This window comes from Microbacterium proteolyticum, from assembly GCF_030818075.1.
Classification (GTDB): Bacteria; Actinomycetota; Actinomycetes; order Actinomycetales; family Microbacteriaceae; genus Microbacterium; species Microbacterium proteolyticum_A.
In genome coordinates, this window is record NZ_JAUSZZ010000001.1 from 414,759 (window position 1) to 432,831 (window position 18,073).

At 70.5% G+C, this 18,073-nt stretch carries 16 protein-coding genes and 2 pseudogenes; 9 read left to right on the forward strand and 9 right to left on the reverse strand.

Going from position 1 to position 18,073, the window contains the following annotated elements; genetic code table 11:
- Window positions 1-81: 81 nt before the first annotated feature.
- From QE392_RS02010 to QE392_RS02035, 6 genes are all read right to left on the reverse strand, one after another.
- Complete coding sequence (locus QE392_RS02010) at window positions 82-759, reverse strand: nucleoside/nucleotide kinase family protein (protein WP_307447127.1); 678 nt, start codon at window positions 757-759, stop codon at window positions 82-84.
- Entirely contained in the window at window positions 749-1,618 is an 870-nt protein-coding gene (locus QE392_RS02015) for a sugar phosphate isomerase/epimerase family protein (protein ID WP_307447131.1), read from the reverse strand. Before QE392_RS02015 ends, QE392_RS02010 begins: the two co-directional genes overlap by 11 nt.
- A gap of 36 nt (window positions 1,619-1,654) precedes the next feature.
- On the reverse strand, window positions 1,655-2,521 hold the full coding sequence (locus QE392_RS02020) for a sugar phosphate isomerase/epimerase family protein (RefSeq protein WP_307447136.1): 867 nt from the start codon (window positions 2,519-2,521) through the stop codon (window positions 1,655-1,657).
- 4 nt (window positions 2,522-2,525) lie between these two features.
- Window positions 2,526-3,293, reverse strand: a complete 768-nt coding sequence (locus tag QE392_RS02025; protein ID WP_307447139.1) for an ATP-binding cassette domain-containing protein — start codon at window positions 3,291-3,293, stop codon at window positions 2,526-2,528.
- Window positions 3,290-4,285 carry an ABC transporter permease gene (locus QE392_RS02030; protein WP_307447143.1) on the reverse strand — a complete coding sequence of 332 codons (996 nt, stop codon included), beginning with the start codon at window positions 4,283-4,285 and terminating at the stop codon, window positions 3,290-3,292. The genes QE392_RS02025 and QE392_RS02030 overlap by 4 nt, the downstream gene beginning before the upstream one ends.
- Before the next feature lie 78 nt (window positions 4,286-4,363).
- The gene (locus QE392_RS02035) at window positions 4,364-5,398 is read right to left on the reverse strand and encodes a sugar ABC transporter substrate-binding protein (protein ID WP_307447146.1); all 1,035 of its coding nucleotides are present in this window, start codon (window positions 5,396-5,398) and stop codon (window positions 4,364-4,366) included.
- Between the two features lie 139 nt (window positions 5,399-5,537).
- Between QE392_RS02035 and QE392_RS02040 the strand changes: the two are divergent.
- Window positions 5,538-6,227 (forward strand): annotated as a pseudogene (locus QE392_RS02040) (ROK family protein); the annotation flags it as partial.
- A 13-nt stretch (window positions 6,228-6,240) separates the two neighbouring features.
- Window positions 6,241-6,705, forward strand: coding sequence for an ROK family protein (locus QE392_RS02045; protein WP_373426430.1), 465 nt, complete (start codon window positions 6,241-6,243; stop codon window positions 6,703-6,705).
- A 9-nt stretch (window positions 6,706-6,714) separates the two neighbouring features.
- Here the strand turns inward: QE392_RS02045 and QE392_RS02050 are convergent, their stop codons facing one another.
- Window positions 6,715-8,448: a BCCT family transporter gene (locus QE392_RS02050; RefSeq protein ID WP_307447151.1), complete on the reverse strand. Its 1,734-nt coding sequence runs from the start codon at window positions 8,446-8,448 to the stop codon at window positions 6,715-6,717.
- A 104-nt stretch (window positions 8,449-8,552) separates the two neighbouring features.
- On the opposite strand from QE392_RS02050, the gene QE392_RS02055 reads away from it, so the two are divergent.
- The 4 genes from QE392_RS02055 (at window position 8,553) to nhaA (ending at window position 13,095) form a co-directional block, all read left to right on the forward strand.
- A complete protein-coding gene (locus QE392_RS02055; RefSeq protein WP_307447156.1) occupies window positions 8,553-9,482 on the forward strand; it encodes a phosphoribosylaminoimidazolesuccinocarboxamide synthase in 930 nt (309 codons plus the stop codon).
- Window positions 9,483-9,675: 193 nt separating this feature from the next.
- Window positions 9,676-11,013: a uracil-xanthine permease family protein gene (locus tag QE392_RS02060; protein ID WP_307447158.1), complete on the forward strand. Its 1,338-nt coding sequence runs from the start codon at window positions 9,676-9,678 to the stop codon at window positions 11,011-11,013.
- Between the two features lie 353 nt (window positions 11,014-11,366).
- On the forward strand, window positions 11,367-11,600 hold the full coding sequence (locus QE392_RS02065) for a hypothetical protein (RefSeq protein WP_307447161.1): 234 nt from the start codon (window positions 11,367-11,369) through the stop codon (window positions 11,598-11,600).
- A 163-nt stretch (window positions 11,601-11,763) separates the two neighbouring features.
- Complete coding sequence (nhaA, locus tag QE392_RS02070; protein ID WP_307447164.1) at window positions 11,764-13,095, forward strand: Na+/H+ antiporter NhaA; 1,332 nt, start codon at window positions 11,764-11,766, stop codon at window positions 13,093-13,095.
- 73 nt (window positions 13,096-13,168) lie between these two features.
- On the opposite strand, the gene QE392_RS02075 is transcribed toward nhaA, so the two are convergent.
- On the reverse strand, window positions 13,169-14,182 hold the full coding sequence (locus tag QE392_RS02075; protein WP_307447166.1) for a LacI family DNA-binding transcriptional regulator: 1,014 nt from the start codon (window positions 14,180-14,182) through the stop codon (window positions 13,169-13,171).
- Window positions 14,183-14,212: 30 nt separating this feature from the next.
- Window positions 14,213-15,667, reverse strand: a complete 1,455-nt coding sequence (locus QE392_RS02080) for a glycoside hydrolase family 1 protein (RefSeq protein ID WP_307447169.1) — start codon at window positions 15,665-15,667, stop codon at window positions 14,213-14,215.
- A 174-nt stretch (window positions 15,668-15,841) separates the two neighbouring features.
- Between QE392_RS02080 and purS the strand changes: the two genes are divergently transcribed.
- The 3 genes and pseudogenes from purS (at window position 15,842) to QE392_RS02095 (ending at window position 17,750) form a co-directional block, all read left to right on the forward strand.
- Entirely contained in the window at window positions 15,842-16,090 is a 249-nt protein-coding gene (purS, locus tag QE392_RS02085; RefSeq protein WP_307333504.1) for a phosphoribosylformylglycinamidine synthase subunit PurS, read from the forward strand.
- Window positions 16,087-16,795 (forward strand): annotated as a pseudogene (gene purQ, locus QE392_RS02090) (phosphoribosylformylglycinamidine synthase subunit PurQ). The gene purS and the pseudogene purQ overlap by 4 nt, the downstream one beginning before the upstream one ends.
- Before the next feature lie 241 nt (window positions 16,796-17,036).
- Window positions 17,037-17,750 carry a GntR family transcriptional regulator gene (locus QE392_RS02095; protein ID WP_307447172.1) on the forward strand — a complete coding sequence of 238 codons (714 nt, stop codon included), beginning with the start codon at window positions 17,037-17,039 and terminating at the stop codon, window positions 17,748-17,750.
- The last annotated feature ends 323 nt before the right edge of the window (window positions 17,751-18,073 follow it).

The following is an 18,073-nucleotide window of genomic DNA, read 5'->3' on the forward strand; positions in this document are numbered from 1 at the left end:
CCCGCGCGAGCGTCGACCGCGGGGCGGCGCGCACCACGACGCCCCGCGCCGCAATGGCACGGGGCGTCGGTGCGACGACGATCAATCGCCGACGAGCACCTCGCCCGTCGTGCCCGAGACGATCAGGTCGGCGCGTGAGCGAGTGGCCTCGATCATGACCGCATTGACCCCGTCGACCTCGCGCGCCCAGGCGGCCGCTGCTTCCGGCGTGCGCCCGCCCCGGGTATGGCGGTCGATCAGTCGCGCCTCGCGTTCCGCCGACGGTGTCTCGCAGAACCAGACCTCGTCGAGCGCCCCCCGGACTCGCCCCCACGGCTCGTCCTCGACGAGCAGATAGTTCCCCTCCACGACGACGATGCGCGCCGCCGGTTGGATCGCGATCTCGCCCGCGACCCCCTCGTCGACCTCGCGCCGGAAGCTCGGCGCGTAGACCGTGTGATCCGTCTCCTCTCGCACACGACGCAGGAGAGCGAGGAACCCCCATCCGTCGAAGGTGTCCAGCGCTCCCTTGCGCTCACGACGGTCGAGCCGGTCGAGCGAGGCGTTCGCGAGATGGAAACCGTCCATCGGAAGCGCCGCGGCCCCACCGCCGCGGCGCTCGTTCAGTGCCGCGACGACAGCCGCGGCGAGGGTCGTCTTGCCCCCGCCGGGGCTCCCCGCGATGCCGAGGAGGAAACGTCCATCCCGCTCGGCCGCGGCCGCTTCGACGCGCGCGGCCAGCGCCGCGACCGCGAGCGCGGGAGGGGCGTCAGGCGCCATGACCCGCTTCGATCTGCGCCGACATGAAGGCGAGCGCGTGGCGGGCGAGTGCCGGACCGTCGTTCCACAGGTTGCGCCAGATCGCGAGGTCGTTCGACAGGGTCGGCGAGACGACCGCCGACGAGAACGACTCGAAGGTGATGGGGCCGGTGTAGTCGATGTCGGCGAGGGCGTGGAAGAACGCCGTGAAGTCGAGGTGACCCGAACCGAGGTAGCCGCGGTGGTTCTCGCCGATGTGCACGTACCCCAGGCGATCACCGACCAGGTGCACGGGACGCACGAGATCGTCCTCCTCGATGTTCATGTGGTACGTGTCCAGGTGGATGACGACGTTGTCGTGCCCGATGTCGTCGGCGAGTCGCAGCGCGTCGGCGGCGGTGTTGATGACGTTGGTCTCGTAGCGGTTGCAGATCTCGAGACCGAGCGTCATGCCCTTCGCCTGCGCCTCGACGGCGAGGTCCTTCAGGGTGGCGACGACATTGGCCCGGCCGGCGCTCGACAGCTGGTGGCCGTACTTGCCCAAGGCGCTGTACAGGGCACCGGTGAAGTGCGTGCCGCCGAGGTCGTACGTGATCTGCAGTGAGTCCTGCAGCAGCTTGGCGCCGCGCGCGACCACCTCGGGGTCGTCGCTGGAGACGTCGGCGGCGAAGGCGAGACCGCGCGAGCAGACGATGCCGAGACCGGCGGCCTCGAGCTTGGTCCGCGCGTCGGCGACGTCGAGGGAGGTGGCGTCGTGGAGCGAGAGCTCGAGGATGTCGTAGCCGGCGTCGCGCGTCTGGTCGATGATGACGCTCATGTCATCGGGCGTCGTGCCGCCCGCGAAGACGAGGGCGTGGACGCCGAGGGGGTTGGTGGACATGGTGGTTTCCTTACAGAGGACGAGGGATGGGGAGGATCAAGCGGGGACGGTCTCGGCCAGACGCGACCGCAGGAAGGCGAGGGAGTCGGCCGCCAGCGCGTCGGGGTCGGACCAGTGCGGATGCCAGAGACCGATGTCGATGGACGACTCGTCGCCGATGACGACGGGTGAGAACGACTCGACCGTGATGGGTCCGTCGAAGCGGGCGTCCGCGAGGTCGGAGAGGAGCCGCGTCCAGTCGATGGTGCCGGTGCCGAGGATGCCGCGGTGGCTCTCACTGGCGTGGAGGTAACCGAGCCGGTGTCCGGCGGCCTCCACCGCCTCGGTCAGGCTGCGCTCCTCCATCGCCGCGTGGAACGTGTCCAGATGCACGACGACGTTGGACGCGCCGATGTCGTCGACGAAGCGGGCCGTCTGCGCGGCGGTGTTCAGCAGATTGGACTCGTACCGGTTGACGTACTCGACGCCGAGGGTCACACCCGTGCGTTCGCCGATCGCGGCGACGCGGCGGAGCACCTCGAGCGAGCGCTCACGCGCCTCGACGGTGGGGAGCCGGTCGTAACGGCCCATCGCCGAGAAGACCACTCCGCCGACGAAGGTCGCCCCGATGTCGGAAGCGAAGTGCATCGCCTCCGTGAGGCGGCGCTCCCCCCGCTCGCGCCGGGCGGCATCGGCATCCGAGATGTCGTCGTCGAAGGTCAGCGCGAGCGACACGCTGGCGTCGATCCCGTGGGCCTGCAAGGCCCGCGCCGTGTCGCGCGCGTCCTGGATCGACCGGTCGATCGCGGGGATCTCGATGAGGTCGTACCCCGCGGCGGCGGCCGCCCCGATGGCCCGGTCGGCGGCGGCGGGGGTCCAGTCGAACCCCCACACGCCGGCATGGATGCCGAAACGCTGTGCCATCGCTTCAGGCGGCCTTGGCGCCGGTGATGAGCGCGACCAGCTCGTCGCCGTCGGTCTCGGCGGCGCGACGTTCGGCCACGGCCAGTCCCCCGCGCATGACCCAGACGTGGTCGGACAGGCGCAGCACCTGATCGAAGTTGTGGCTGATGAGCAGCACGGCGACGCCCTGGTCGCGCAGTTTGCGGATGGTGCCCTCCACGCGCGCCGTCTCCTGCACGCCGAGCGCTGCGGTCGGCTCGTCCATGATGACGATCGACCCGCCCCACCCGGCGGCGCGCGCGATCGACACCGCCTGACGCTGACCGCCCGACAGGCGGCGCACCTTGCTGGTCACCGGCGGCACGTTGACGGCGAGATCGGACACGAGCTCCTGCGCCGTGGCACGCATGGCCTTGCGGTCGAGGAAGCGGAACGGCCCGAACCCGGTCGTCTTCTCGCGCCCGAGGAAGAAGTTCTGCCAGACGGTGAGGTCTTCGACGAGGGCGAGGTTCTGCTGGACGGTCTCGATCCCGTGCTCGCGCGCGGCCAGCGGGGTGTCGAGGTGCACGTCGCGACCGTCGAGGGTGATGGTGCCGGTGTCGGGCTTGTGGATGCCGGAGAGGCAGCGCACGAGCGTGGACTTGCCCGCACCGTTGTCGCCGATGAGGGCGGTGACCTCGCCGCGACGCATGGTCATGCTCGCGCCGCGCAGCGCGTGGACGCCCCCGAAGGACTTGGTGATCTTCTCGGCGGAGAGGACGATGTCGTTCCCGCCCGGAGTGGCAGTGGTCATTTCTTCTGGAACCTCGTGAGAAGGGCGGCGAGCACGACGACGAGACCGACGGCGAGCGGCTGATAGAACTGGGACACACCGACGAGCGTCAGCCCGTTGCTGAGTGCGGTGAGCAGCAGGGCACCGAGCACGGGGCCGACGATCTTGCCGCGGCCACCGGTGAGGGCGACACCGCCGAGCACCACCGCGGCGATGGAGTTGAGCAGGTACTGCGTGTTGATGGCCGGCTCCGCGGCACCGATACGGGCCACGAGCAGGATGGATGCCACACCGGCCAGGACCGCGGCCAGGACGTAGACCGCGATGCGCACGCGGGAGGCGTTGATGCCGTTCGCGACGGCCGCCTCCTCGCTGCCGCCGACGGCCTGCACGTGCAGGCCGAAGCGCGTGCGGAACATCACGATGCCGAACACCACCGCGATGACCACGGCGATGAGGAAGGGGAACCCGAAGATCCCGAGGGAGCCGGAGGTCAGGCGCAGCAGTTCGGGGCTGGTGAACGAGATCGGCTTGCCCTGGGTGAGGATCAGGGCCAGGCCCGTCGCCACGGACAGCGTTCCGAGCGTGGCGATGAAGTCGGTGACCTTGCCGGTGGCGATGAGCAGGCCGTTGGCCAGACCCACCACGCCCGCGGCGAGGATGGCGACGAGCGCGGACAGCCAGAACCCGAACCCGGCTTGCCAGGCCAGGCCGAAGCCCACGGCGCCGAGAGTCATGGTGGCGGAGATCGACAGGTCGATCCCGCCGGTGGTGATGACGAAGGCCTGCGCCACGGCGAGGATCACCAGGATCGCGGCCGCGATGAGCATCGCCTGGATGTTGCCGAGGGTCAGGAAGGAGGGGCTGAGGATCGCGAACACGATCACCAGGAGGACGAGCCCCACGGGGGCGGCGTTCTCTGCCCAGAAGCTGAGGCTGCGCGCGTCCTTGCCCAGCGCGGCCAGGCGCGTGGGGGGAACGTCGAGCGTCGTCGTTCTCAACGGAGATGTCATGACGAAAGCGGGCTTTCTCGAGAGGGTGGAGAAGGAAGCCGGGGCGGAGGACGCTCCGCCCCGGCGCGGCGATCGGCCTCAGCCGAGCAGGTCGGCGAGCGGGTTGGTGAACTCTTCGAAGGGCTGCGGGAACTTCGAGATGGCGTCGGAGGCGTTGTCCTCGGTCACCAGCGCGGTGGGGGACTCCACGTTCGCGGGAAGCTCGCCGCCGTTCACGGCGACCTCGCAGGCCTGCACGCCGAGCTGGCCGATCGCGAAGGGATACTGGGCGACGGTGGCCGACAGGCCGCCGGCGGCCACGGACTCGAGGGCGTCCTTGTTGCCGTCGACGCTTACCACGACGATCTGGCCCGTCTTGCCCGCGTTCTCGACGGCCTTGACGATGCCCAGGCCCATGTCGTCGTTCGCGGCGAAGAAGGCGGCGATGTCGGGGTTGGCGGCGATGATGTCGGTCGCCTTGGTCAGCGCGAGCTCGCGCTTCCAGTCGGCGGCCTCCTCCTGCACGATGTCAAGGCCGCTCGCCGCGGCCTTGAAGCCGTCGATGCGTGCGGCGCTGGTGACGTTGCCGGCGACGCCGCCGATCACGGCGACCTTCGCGCCGGCCGCGACCTTGCTTGCGACGAACTCGCCGGCCTTGCCGCCGGCCGCTTCGTTGTCGGTACCGATGTAGGTGGCGGGGGTGACGCCGGCGGCGGAGGCCGCGTCGGCGTCGAGCGGCTGGTCGATGTTGACGACCGGGGTGCCCTTGGCGGCGATCGGGGCGAGGGCCTGGATCAGGTTGGTCCCGCTGATGGGGTTGATGATGAAGCAGCCCATGTCCTGGCCGGCCAGGGTGGCGAGCTTGTCGGCCTGACCGGTGGAGTCTCCGGTGTCGGCGGCCGCCTGCACCGAGACGGTCACGCCGTCGGTCGAGGCGGTGTCCTCGATGCCGTCCTGCATGGCCTGGAAGAAGGGGTTGTCGAGGCCCTTGATGACGGCGGCGATGGAGGTCGAGCCGGAGGCGCCCTCCGCGGTCGTCGCCGGAGAGGAGCATCCTGCGAGCGTGATCGCCAGGGCGGCAGCAGGCGCGGCCAGGGAGACGATGCGGCGCTTCGAAGCGTCGGTGCGGAACATCTCTGTCCTTCGGAGGTTGGGGCACCACTGCGTGCCGGTAACATCAATGTAGCCGCGCTTTCGTATTGCCACAACACAAAAGATAGCCGTCTTTGAGGTTTCGGTTACGATGTGATCACGCTGACGAGGAGGTGACGTGATGACGGATGTGGGATCGCACGAGAGCGACGTGCTCGGGCTGTTCCGAGAGCATGGTGCGCTGAGCCGCACCGATGTCATCGCGCTGTCGGGCTTGTCCCGCTCGACGATCAACCATCGCCTGGCGGCCCTCACGGCGGCGGGGCTGCTGCGCCCCCTGGAAGGGGGAGAGTCCACCGGAGGCCGCCCCTCGAGCCGCTTCGCCTTCCGCGCCGATCGGGCCGTCATCCTCTGCGCCGATATCGGAGCGACCGGATTCACGGCGGCCGCCTGCGATCTCACCGGAACCCCCCTCGCGCAGGCGAACGTGGCGATCGACGTCTGGGAGGGGCCGGAGCCGGTCCTGGGCGCGATCCTGGAGAGCTTCCGCTCCCTGCGTCCGGAGACGGACGTGTGGGCCATCGCCATCGGCGTCCCCGGGCCGGTGGAGTTCGCCGCGCACCGCGTGGTCAATCCGCCGATCATGACCGGATGGGATCGCTTCGACATCGCCGCGTGGTTCGCGAGCGCGTACTCCGCCCCCGTCATCGTGGAGAACGACGCGAACGCCCGCGCCGTCGCCGAAGCACGTCATCACCGCCTCGACAACGTGATCGCCCTCAAGCTCGGAACGGGCATCGGCGCCGGCCTCGTCTTCAACGGCCAGATCATCCGCGGAGACAAGGGTGCTGCGGGAGACATCGGACACACCCGCGCCCGTCATCGTGGAGTCGCCCGCCCGCGAGTGCCGGTGCGGCAGCTTCGACTGCGTCGAGGCGTACGCGGGGGGCTGGGCGATCGAGCGCGAACTCGAGCAGGCGGGGCTGACGGTCGCGGGCGTCCGCGGCATCGTCGAACTGGTGGCGCGCGGTGACATCGACGCCGTCAGGAGGGTTCGCGGCGCCGGGCGGGTCATCGGCGACGCCATCGCCGATCTGGTCAGCATCCTCAATCCCCGTGCCATCGCGCTGTCGGGTCAGCTCGCCGACTGCGACGAGGTGCTCATGTCCGGCATCCGCGAACGCGTCTACCAGCGCGCGACGCCGCTCGTCACCCGCGACCTCACGATCGCCCGATCCGACCTCGGCTCGCTCGCCGGGGTGATCGGCCTCGCACTGATCGCCAGCGACGCGATCCTGCAGCCGGCCTCGCTCGACACCATCCTCGAACGAGCGACCGCTCCCGCCTGATCGCGCTCGTCAGCTCCGGTCGAGTCCGGCGGCCTCCCTGGTCGACGCCCCCTCGGTCGACGCCGCCCCGCGAACTCTGCCCCACGGCATCGGGATGCCGAAGATCCCGCGCTGATTCGGCTCCTCCACCTCGAGGCCGTAGTGCTCGCCGATCGAATCGCGCAGCTGCGCCCGCTCGGCCTTGTCGTAGGCCCGCAGCTCGCGGCGGAAGGCGACGACCGTCGCGCCGCAGATGGCGAGCAGCACGACGCTGAACGGCAGCGCGATGCTGATCGCCGCGGTCTGCAGGGCGGTAAGGCCACCCGCCAGCAGCAGGGCGAAGGCGATGAGCGAGGTCGCGAGGGTGAAGAAGATGCGCACCCACCGCTTGGGCTCCTCCTCGCCGCCCGTGGCGATCATGCCCATCACCAGCGCGCCCGAGTCGGCCGAGGTGACGAAGAAGATCCCGATCAAGATGAGGAAGCCGACCGACAGCACGACCGGGCCGGGCACCCCCTGGAGCATCTGGAACAGCGCCGTCGACACGTTGACCGAGCCGTCAGCACCGACCAGGGACACCGTGCCGGTCAGCTCGCCGTAGATCGCGGTGCCGCCCAGCACCGTGAACCACAGGATGCCGACGAGGGTGGGCACCAGGATCACTCCGGTGACGAACTCGCGCACCGTCCGCCCGCGCGAGATGCGGGCGATGAAGATGCCCACGAAGGGTGCCCACGAGATCCACCAGCCCCAGTAGAACGCCGTCCACGTGCCCTGCCACGCGACACCCTCTTCACCCGAATAGGCGCTGGTGGTGAACGACAACCCCACGAAGTTCTGGATGTAATTGCCGATCGACTGCACGACGTCGCGCAGGAGGAACTCGGTGGGGCCGGTGAACAGCAGGTAGAGCATCAGCACGCCGGCGAGCACGAGGTTGATGTTGGACAGCCATTTCATGCCCTTGCCGACGCCCGAAAGCACCGAGAACAACACGAAGCCCGTGATGATCCCGACGATGATCGCCTCGCTGATCACCGACGGCGACACCACGCCGAGGTAGTCGAGCCCGGCGCTGATCTGGATGACGCCGAGGCCGAGCGAGGTGGCGACGCCGAAGAGCGTCCCCACGAGCGCGGCGACGTCGACGGCGTTGCCCCACGCCCCCTGCACGAGGCGGGCGCCGAGGATCGGTTCCAGCGCCCACCGGATGGTGCGGGGACGCTTGCGGCGGTGGAACGCATAGGCGAGGGCGAGGCCGATGACGACGTAGATCGACCAGGCGTGCACGCCCCAGTGCAGGAACGTCTGCGACATGGCCTGCTGCGCCAGCTGATTCGGCGTCCCCGCGACACCGGGCCGTGGATCGATGAAGTGGCTCAGCGGCTCGCTCACGCCGTAGAAGACGAGCCCAATGCCCATGCCGGCGGCGAACAGCAGCGAGAACCAGGACATCGTCGAGAATTCGGGCTCGTCGTCGTCCTTCCCGAGTTTGATGCCGCCGAATCGGCTGAAGCCCATGGTCAGCGCGAACACCACGAAGAACGCGGCGATCAGCACGTAGTACCAGTTGAAGGCGGAGACGATCGAGGTCTGCACCGCCCCGAAGGTCGCCTCCGCGGCATCCGGGAACAGCATCGCGAACGCGATGAACGCCAGGGCGATCGCGGCGGCCGGCCAGAAGACCCACCCCCGGATCGTCCGGGGGCGGGTGCCCGGGTGCGGACCGACGGATGCCGTGGAGTGGGGGGATGCCTCGGTCATGGTTCCAGGCTAACCAGGCGCCTTCCGACAGCAGAGGGGAAGGCGCGCGGCGGACGGCTGTGACACAATCCCGGGCCCGCACCGGCACCCGCGATAATGGTCAGGTGACTTCCGCTCCCCCGCTCGAGCTCGCCGGCTGGCGCCACGTCTACTCCGGCAAGGTGCGCGACCTGTACGTGCCCGCAGACACGGCCGAGGGCGCCGCCCCCGCTCACCTGCTCGTCGTGGCCAGCGACCGCGTGAGCGCTTTCGACCACGTGCTCTCGCCCGGCATCCCCGACAAGGGAGCACTGCTGACCACGCTCAGCCTGTGGTGGTTCGACCAGCTGGCCGGTGCCGACGGCGGTCGCTCGATCCCGAACCACCTCGTGCCCGACCATGCCCTCGCGGGCGACGACGCCGTGACCCTGATCCCGGATGCCGTGCAGGGGCGCGCGATGCTCGTGCGCTCGCTCGACATGCAGCCGATCGAGTGCGTGGTGCGCGGCTACCTGACCGGCTCCGGCTGGGCCGAGTACCAGTCGTCGGGCACTGTGTGCGGCATTCCGCTGCCCGAGGGCCTGAACGACGGCGACCGCCTGCCCGAACCGCTGTACACGCCCGCGTTCAAGGCGCCGATGGGCGAGCACGACGAGAACATCAGCTTCGAGCGGTCCGTCGAGATCGTCGGCGCCGACACCGCTGAGGCGCTGCGCGACCTGTCGCTCGAGATCTACCGCCGTGCGTCGGCGACCGCGGAGGCGCGCGGGTTGATCCTCGCCGACACGAAGTTCGAGTTCGGCTTCGACGCCGACGGCGTGCTGACACTGGCCGATGAGGTGCTGACGTCGGATTCGTCGCGGTACTGGGATGCCGAAGCGTGGCGCACCGGCACGACCCCCGCCGAGCGCATGGCGAGCTTCGACAAGCAGATCGTGCGCAACTGGCTCGCCGCCAACTGGGACAAGCAGGGCGAGCCGCCCGCCCTCCCGGCGGAGATCGTCGAGCGCACCCGCGACCGCTACGCCGAGCTGTTGCAGCTGCTCACGGCCTGACCGCGCACCGGCGGAGGCTTCGACAGGCTCAGCCACCGGCCCTCTGCAATCGGTCCCTGAGCCTGTCGAAGGGACCCCCGACCTGAGGCTTCGAAGGGCTCAGCCACCGGCGGAGGCTTCCGCAGGCTCAGCCACCGGCCCTCCGCAATCGGTCCCTGAGCCTGTCGAAGGGACCTCCGACCCAAGGAGACACATGTTCCGCTGGAAGCTGCACGGCAACGGGCGCACCGTCGAACCGGGGGCCGTCGTCGCCCCCGACGAGCGCCTGACCTGGGGCGCCACGATCGCGATCGGGCTGCAGCACGTCATCGCGATGTTCGGCGCGACGTTCCTCGTGCCGGTGCTGACCGGGTTCCCCGTGTCGACAACACTGCTGTTCTCGGGCGTGGGCACGCTGCTGTTCCTCCTCGTCACGAAGAACCGCCTCCCCAGCTACCTGGGCTCGTCGTTCGCGTTCATCGCGCCCATCACCGCCGCGACCGCCACCGCCGGCACGGGTTCCGCCCTCGCGGGCATCGTCGCCGTCGGCGTGCTGTTGGCCGCCATCGGCTTCGTCGTGCAGTTCGTCGGCCTCGGCTGGGTCGACAAGGTCATGCCGCCCGTCGTCGCCGGCGCGATCGTCGCCCTCATCGGCTTCAACCTCGCCCCCGTCGCGTGGTCGAACTTCCAGCTGCAGCCGCTGCCCGGCACGATCACGCTGATCGCCGTCATCCTGTTCAGCGTGCTGTTCCGCGGCTTCCTCGGGCGCATCTCGATCTTCCTCGGCGTGATCGTCGGCTACGTCGCGACGGTGCTCATCCAGGCCGCCACGGGCGAGACGCTCATCGATTTCGCCGCCGTCGAGGCCGCTCCCTGGGTCGGGCTGCCGACGTTCCAGGTCGCGGACTTCGCGTCGCCCGCGACCTGGTCGGTGATCGCGATGTTCCTCCCCGTCGTGCTGGTGCTCGTGGCCGAGAACGTCGGGCACGTGCGCGGTGTGGCGGCGATGACGGATGCCACGGCCAACCGCTCCACCGGACGCGCCCTCATCGCCGACGGCGTCGCCACCACCCTCGCCGGAACCTTCGGCGGCTCGGGCACGACGACGTACGGCGAGAACATCGGCGTGATGGCCGCGACGCGCGTGTACTCGACGGCGGTGTACTGGGTGGCCGGCCTGACCGCGATCGTGCTGAGCCTGTCGCCGAAGGTCGGCGCGGTGTTCAACACCATTCCGCCGGGGGTGCTGGGCGGTGTGACGACCGCGCTGTACGGCCTCATCGGCATCATCGGCATCAAGATCTGGGTCGACAACCGCGTCGACTTCTCGCGCCCGGTCAACCAGTACACCGGCGCCGTGGCCCTGGTGCTCGCGATCGCCGGCTTCACGATGCAGTTCGGCGACTTCCAACTCGGCGCCATCGTGCTCGGCTCTGTCGCCGCCCTGGTGATCTACCACCTCGGCAACGCCATCGCCCGTGCCCGCAAGACCGGCGCCGACGACGGCGGCCCGATCCCCGCGGTGGGTCCGCTGGGCGGCGACCCGCGCTGACGCCCGGGCGGCGGCGACCCGCCCCCCGCGTCGGCCCGCCGAGATCACCCGCGATTCGCGAGCTGACCCGCAATTGCGGCGAATCGCGTGTCATCTCGGGGGACGGGGGTGATCTCGCCGGGCCACCTGGCCGCGACCCCGGGCGGACGGCGCCCGCGGGAGGACCGTGAGCCGTGAGCGGTGGCCCCGCGCCGTGGCCCTGCGCCGCGGGCAATGGGCCGCGAGCGGTCAGCCGTGTGCCGCACCGCGCACCGCCTCGCAAGAGGGACCGGCACGCGTCGTCCCCTCGGTAACGTCGGCCACCCGGGCGGGCACCGACCGGCGCCCCGCCACCGACGACGAGAGGCACTCTCATGGCATCCGACATCTCCGACCCCTCGCAGGCCGCCGCCGACGAGAACGCCTACGAGGGCGCCGACGTCGAGGTCTCGCCCACCGAGGACGCATCCACCGACCCCGAGGGCGAGCCCAAGCCCGGCGGTCTGGGGGGCGACGGCACCATCCCGAGCAACCCCGACGGTGTCGCCGCGGGCCTCTCCGACACCGCCTCGCACTTCAACCCCGAGGAAGACGAAGAATCGGCGTGATCCGTCCGCGCGGTCGGTCCCGGTGACCGGCCGCGCCCGCCCGGACGGAGCGCGGCCCCGCGGCTCCCCGGCCCGGTCGCCGGCTCCCCTGGCCGGTAGAATGGACGGCGGTGCGTCGGGAAGTCTGGTCGACAGTCGATCGATCGACCCTCGAGGAGCAGTGATGAGCCCTGACACCGTGCGCGCACCGAGCTGGCCCGGCTACGCCGAAGTCCACCGCGTCACCACCCTCCTGCGCCGGGAGTCCGTCGGCGGGATGCTGCTCGTGAGCGCGGCGATCGCCGCCATCGTCTGGGCGAACTCCCCCGCGTCCGATGCGTACTTCGCTCTGCGCGACGTCCGATTCGGCTTCGCCTCCTGGCACCTCGAACTCAGCGTGGGCGCCTGGGCCGCCGACGGACTCCTCGCGGTCTTCTTCTTCCTGGTCGGCCTCGAGCTCAAGCGCGAGATGGTCGCGGGGAGCCTCCGCCGCTTCGACACCGCCATCGTCCCGGTCACGGCCGCCTTCGCCGGTGTCGCGGTGCCCGCCCTCATCTACGTCGCCGTGGTGCACACGCAGCCGAGTCTGCTCGCGGGTTGGGCGATCCCCACGGCCACCGACATCGCGTTCGCGGTCGCCGTGCTGGCCCTGGTCGGCTCGCACCTGCCCGGGCCGCTGCGGATCTTCCTGCTGACCCTGGCGGTGGTCGACGACCTCATCGCGATCGCCATCATCGCGATCTTCTACACCAGCGACATCTCGCTGCTTCCGCTCGCCGTCTTCATCGTGCTCGTCGGGGTCTACGGCGTGATCGCCCACCGCGGCCGCGCGTGGTTCGCGCGCACGCCGTGGGGCGCGTGGGTCGTGCTGCTGCCGATCGGCTTCGCCGCGTGGGCGTTCCTGCACGCATCCGGCGTCCATGCCACGATCGCCGGCGTCGCCCTCGCCTTCACGGTTCCGGTGGCCGCGTCGCGGCGCCGACCCCAGACACGGGGCATGGACCTTGCGGAGCAGTTCGAGCACCGCTTCCGTCCCCTCTCGGCGGGCATCGCCGTGCCGATCTTCGCGTTCTTCGCCGCGGGCGTCTCCGTCGGCGGCGGCGACGGCCTGCTCCGCGCCCTGGCCGACCCCGTCACGATCGGCGTCGTCGCGGGGCTCGTGCTGGGCAAGCCCCTCGGCATCCTGCTCGGTGTGCGCCTGCTCACGCTCGTCACGCGCGTTCGCCTCGACCCGGCGCTGAAGTGGATCGACCTCGCGGGAGTCGGGCTGCTGGCCGGCATCGGATTCACCGTGTCGCTGTTGATCGCCGAGCTCAGCTTCCCCGCGGGCTCCCCGCACACCGACGACGCGAAGATCGCGATCATGGTCGCCTCGCTCGTGGCATCCCTTCTCGCCTCCGCCGTGCTGCTCGTGCGCAACCGCCGCTACAAGCAGCTCGCCCTCGCGGAAGAAGTGGATGCCGACGGCGACGGCGTGCCCGACGTGTACCAGCAGCCGGTCGACCGCGACCGCTGAGGCTCAGGCGGGGATCCGCGAAGCGGTCCCCGCCGCGGCCGCGTCGACGCCGACGGCGCCGTGGGGCGCCGCGTCAGGACGACGCGCGTCGCACGATCTCGGTCGGCAGGATCGTCGCGTGCGCCGCGGGGCGCCCCGCGAGGAGGTCCAAGAGCACGGATGCCATCCGCCGTCCCTGCTCGAGCGAGGGTTGGCGCACGGTGGTCAACGCGGGGGCGAGCGCTGTCGAGACCGACGAGTCGTCGAACCCGATCACCGCGACATCGCGCCCCGGCTCGACACCCCGCGCCCGGAGCGCCGCGTACGCGCCGCGCGCCATCAGGTCGCTCGCGACGAAGACGGCGTCGAGTCCGTCGGTCGCGGTCAGGATGCGGTCCATCGCCAGCGCTCCGCCGCTCTCCGAGAAATCCCCGCTCTCGACGGCGACGGGAGTGAGCCCCGCAGGGGCCATCGCGTCGTGGAAACCCCGCAGGCGGTCGATGCCGGCCGTCATGTCCGCCGGCCCCGACACCGTCGCGATGCGGCGATGACCGCGCTCGATGAGGAAGGCGGTGGCGGCCCGGCCGCCCGCGACGTTGTCGACGTCGACGTAGTAGTCCTCGTCGCGCACCCGCGCCGGCCGACCCCCGTAGACGAGAGGAACCACATCGGGGATGCGCTCGAGGAAGGTGTCGCTCGTGTGGTGCGAGGCGACGATCGCCCCGTCGACGCTGCCGCCGCGGAGGTAGGCGAGGGCCTTGGCGCTCGCGTCGTCGCTGGCGATCAGCATGTTCATCAGGTAGTCGCTCGCGGCGACCACCTCGCTGATGCCGGCGACGATCGAGGCGAAGAACGGGTCGCCGAAGAACCGGTCGGTCTGCTCGGGGATGACGAGCGCGATCGCCCGCGTCTGCCGGCTGGCGAGCGAGCGCGCCGCCCGGTTGGGCTCGTACTGCAGCTCGTCGATCGCACGGCGCACGGCTTCGAGGGCGGTAGGCGAGACCGCGGTGGAACCGTTGACCACGCGCGAGACCGTCGATCGCGAGACGCCGGCGCGGGCCGCCACTTCTTCGATCGTCGCACTTCCCCGTACGGGTGCGAGCTCCATCGCGGTGCCTCCTCGGCCCTCAGGCGACGGTCACACCGCGGGTTCGGTGGCCAGTGCGCGATCGGCGATGATGCGAGCGTAATGCCGGCCCGAGTCCTTGATCGTGCGCTCCTGGGTGCCGTAGTCGACGGCGACGATCCCGAACCGCTTGGCGTATCCCCAGGCCCACTCGAAATTGTCCATGAGCGACCAGTAGAAGTAGCCGCGCACGTCGACGCCCTTGTCCACGGCATCCAGAACGGCCCGCAGGTGCGCGTCGACGAATGCCACCCGCTCGGCGTCGTGCACGCGGGTCGCCCCGTCTTCGACGACGACCTCGTCGTCGAAGGAGGCACCGTTCTCGGTGACGTAGAGCGCGGTACCGGCGGGGGCGGCGTACTCCTCGCTCACGTGCTCGAGCAGGCGGGTGAGCCCCTCGGGCTGCACCTCCCACCCCATGTTGGTGCGCGGGAGGCCCCGGTCGTGCCAGAACAGGTCGTCGTGCGCCGGGAACGGCTTGCCGATCGGCCGCGCGGTGGGAGCGTCGCCCGCGGGCGGGTCGACCTCGGGCGCCGTGCCGCCGACGAACTCGCCGTGGTAGTAGTTGACCCCCAGCGAGTCGATGGGCGTCGAGATGATATCGAGGTCGCCGGGCTGCACGGCATCCGCCCACCGGGCGACGGCCTCGGCGTCGGTGTCGCGGAAGTCCTTGATGATGTCGGCGGGATACTGCCCGCGGAACACGGGGTCGAGGAACCAGCGGTTGAACTGCCCGTCCACGCGTCGCGCGGCGTCGAGGTCGGCCGAGTCCGCCGGGTTCACGGCATCCGCCACCGTGAGGTTGAGCGTGAGACCCAGGTTGAGCGAGGCATCGCGCGCGCGCAGCTCGCGCACCGTCTGCCCGTGCCCGAGCAGCAGGTGGTGAGCTGCGAGCATTCCCTCGGCCTGAGAGTAGTGGCCGGGGGCGTGCGCGCCGGCGGTGTAGCTGAGGAACGACGAGCACCACGGCTCGTTCAGCGTCGTCCACACGTTCACCCGATCGCCGAGGGCGTCGTGCATGTCGAGCGCGTACTCGGTGAAGAGGTCGCTGGTCTCGCGCACCGTCCAGCCGCCGCGATCCTGCAGGGCCTGCGGGAGGTCCCAGTGGTAGAGGGTGAGCCAGGGGAGGATGCCGGCATCCAGCAGCTCGTCGACGAGCCGCTTGTAGAAGTCGACGCCCTTCGGGTTGAGCGCGCCGCCGTCCGGGCGCACGCGCGACCACGACGTGGAGAAGCGGTAGGTCTGCAGTCCGAGCGTCTTCATCAGCTGCACGTCGTCGGCATAGCGGTGGTAGTGATCGCACGCGACGTCGCCGTTGTCGGCGTTGATCACGGCCTCGGGCACGCGGCTGAACGCGTCCCAGATGGATGCCGTGCGGCCGTCCTCGAACGCCGCTCCCTCGATCTGATACGCGGCGGTGGCGGCGCCGAAGAGGAAGCCGTCGGGGAATGCTCGGGTGTGGGACATCGATCGGGTTCCTTCCGTGTGCGCGAGGGGCATCCTCGCACCGCCGCTCACATCATGCCACGTCGGTGTGGGAGCGCTCCCACAAGCGCGAGACGGCGCGCTCTCGGCATCCGGCGGGGCGCGTCGCCTCTTATAGACTTGACATACACAACACCACCGACTCCGGGAGCTGCAGTGCCCACCATCGTCGTCGACGTCATGCCCAAGGCCGAGCTTCTCGACCCCCAGGGAAAGGCCGTGGCCGGAGCCCTCTCGCGTCTCGGCGAGCACCGGTTCTCCGATGTGCGCATCGGCAAGCGGTTCGAGCTGACCGTCGACGGCGAGGTCGACGACGCCACGCTCGCGCGAGCCCGCGAGCTGGCCGACGAGATGCTCTCGAACGCCGTCATCGAAGACGTGGTCAACATCGAGGTCGTGGAATGACCGCCCGCATCGGCGTCATCACCTTCCCCGGCTCGCTCGACGACCGCGACGCGCAGCGCGCGATCCGCCTCGCCGGCGGCGAGCCCGTCGCCCTGTGGCACGGCGAGCACGACCTGAAGGGCGTCGACGCCCTGGTGCTCCCCGGCGGTTTCAGCTACGGGGACTACCTGCGCGCCGGCGCCATCGCCGCCTTCGCGCCGATCATGGCCGAGGTGAAGGACGCCGCCGCCAAGGGCATGCCCGTGCTCGGCATCTGCAACGGCTTCCAGATGCTCGTCGAGGCGCACCTGCTCCCCGGCGGCCTCATCCGCAACGCGCACCAGCAGTTCATCCGCCGCGACCAGCGCCTGCGGGTCGAGAACGCCTCCACCGCCTGGACGAGCGACTTCGCCGAGGGCGACGAGATCGTCATCCCGCTGAAGAACGCCGACGGCGGCTACATCGCGGATGCCGAGACTCTGGCTCGCGTGAACGGCGAGGGCCTCGTGACTTTCCGCTACCTGGGCGTCAACCCGAACGGCTCGCTCGACGACATCGCCGGCCTGACGAACGAGCGCGGCAACGTCGTGGGCCTCATGCCGCACCCCGAGCACGCGGTCGAGCCGGGCTTCGGCCCCGCGATGCCGGCCGCCATGCGCTCCGGGCGTCGACGGCCTGGGCTTCTTCACCTCGGCGATCGCCGCCGTGGTGGGCGCCGCGGCCTGAGTCCGTTCGCGCGGTCGCGCTCGGCGCGCTCGGCCTGAGTCCGCCCGCACGGCGCGCGCCGCGCGGGGGCCTGCCGGTGCGCGCGCTCGGCGCCCCGCCGCACAGCGTCGAGTGCGTGACGAGCGGAGGACCAGGAACCAGCGGAGCATTCCACGCCCCAAAAACCTCCTCCCCCGGCCCCGCATCCTCCCCTCATCACGGCATCCCCACCGCTGCCCCGATGCCGCGGTAGCGTGAGGGCGTGACCGACGAGCGCGCCCCCGACCAGGACGCGCTCATCGACCGCATCCGGCATCTCTGGCGGGCGGATGCCGAGACGCTTCCCTCCGAGCCCCGCCTGGCCGAGCTCACCGGCGCGAGCCGCAACTCGGTGCGCGAGGCGCTGATCCGCCTCGAGGAGCGCGGGTACGTGCACCGCACCCAGGGCGCGCGCACCTCGCCCAACCGGCGGCTCCCCGGCGTCGGCCGACGCATCGACGAGCAGTTCGATCACTCCCTCTCGATCCGCGCGGCGGGCTACGAGCCCACCCTCGAGGTCGTCGCGGCCAAGCGCGTGACCCTCGATGCCGGTGACGATCGCTACGACGACCTCCCCGATGGCACCGCGGTCCTGCGCACGCGCAAGATGTGGCGGGTCGACGGCGCGCCCTACGCCCTCGCCGAAGATCTCGTGCCGCTCCCCGACGACGTAGACCTCGACCCGCGGCGGCCGGTGTTCGACCTCGCGGAGGCGGCCAACGGCATCCGGGTCGCGTGGGAGACGCTGTGGATCGGTGCCATCGCCCTCGACGCGGCTCGGGCGGAGGTCTTGGATGCCGAGCCCGGTACGCCCGTGATCGAGATGACGTATTGCGGGTACGGCGCCGACGACCGCATCGGGTACTGGTCGCGCGAGGTGCAGCTGGCCGCGCCCGCGGGTCTGCGTAACGCGCTGATCCGACGCGTGCGGTCCTGACGCTCCGTCGGTCTCCCCCTCCCACGGGGGTGGTCTCGCGCTGACTTGCGCCATCTGCACGCGAAAAGGCCTCGACCGCGTACATACGGCGCAAGTCACCCCGACGCCGCCGCCGTGACTCGCGGCACATGCACGCGAGAAAGCCTCGACCGCGTACATACGGCGCAAGTCACCCAGACGCCGCCGCCGTGACTCGCGGCATATGCACGCGGAAAGGCCTCGACCGCGTACATACGGCGCAAGTCACCCAGACGCCGCCGCCGTGACTCGCGGCATATGCACGCGAAAAAGCCTCGACCGCGTACATACGGCCGAAGTCACCG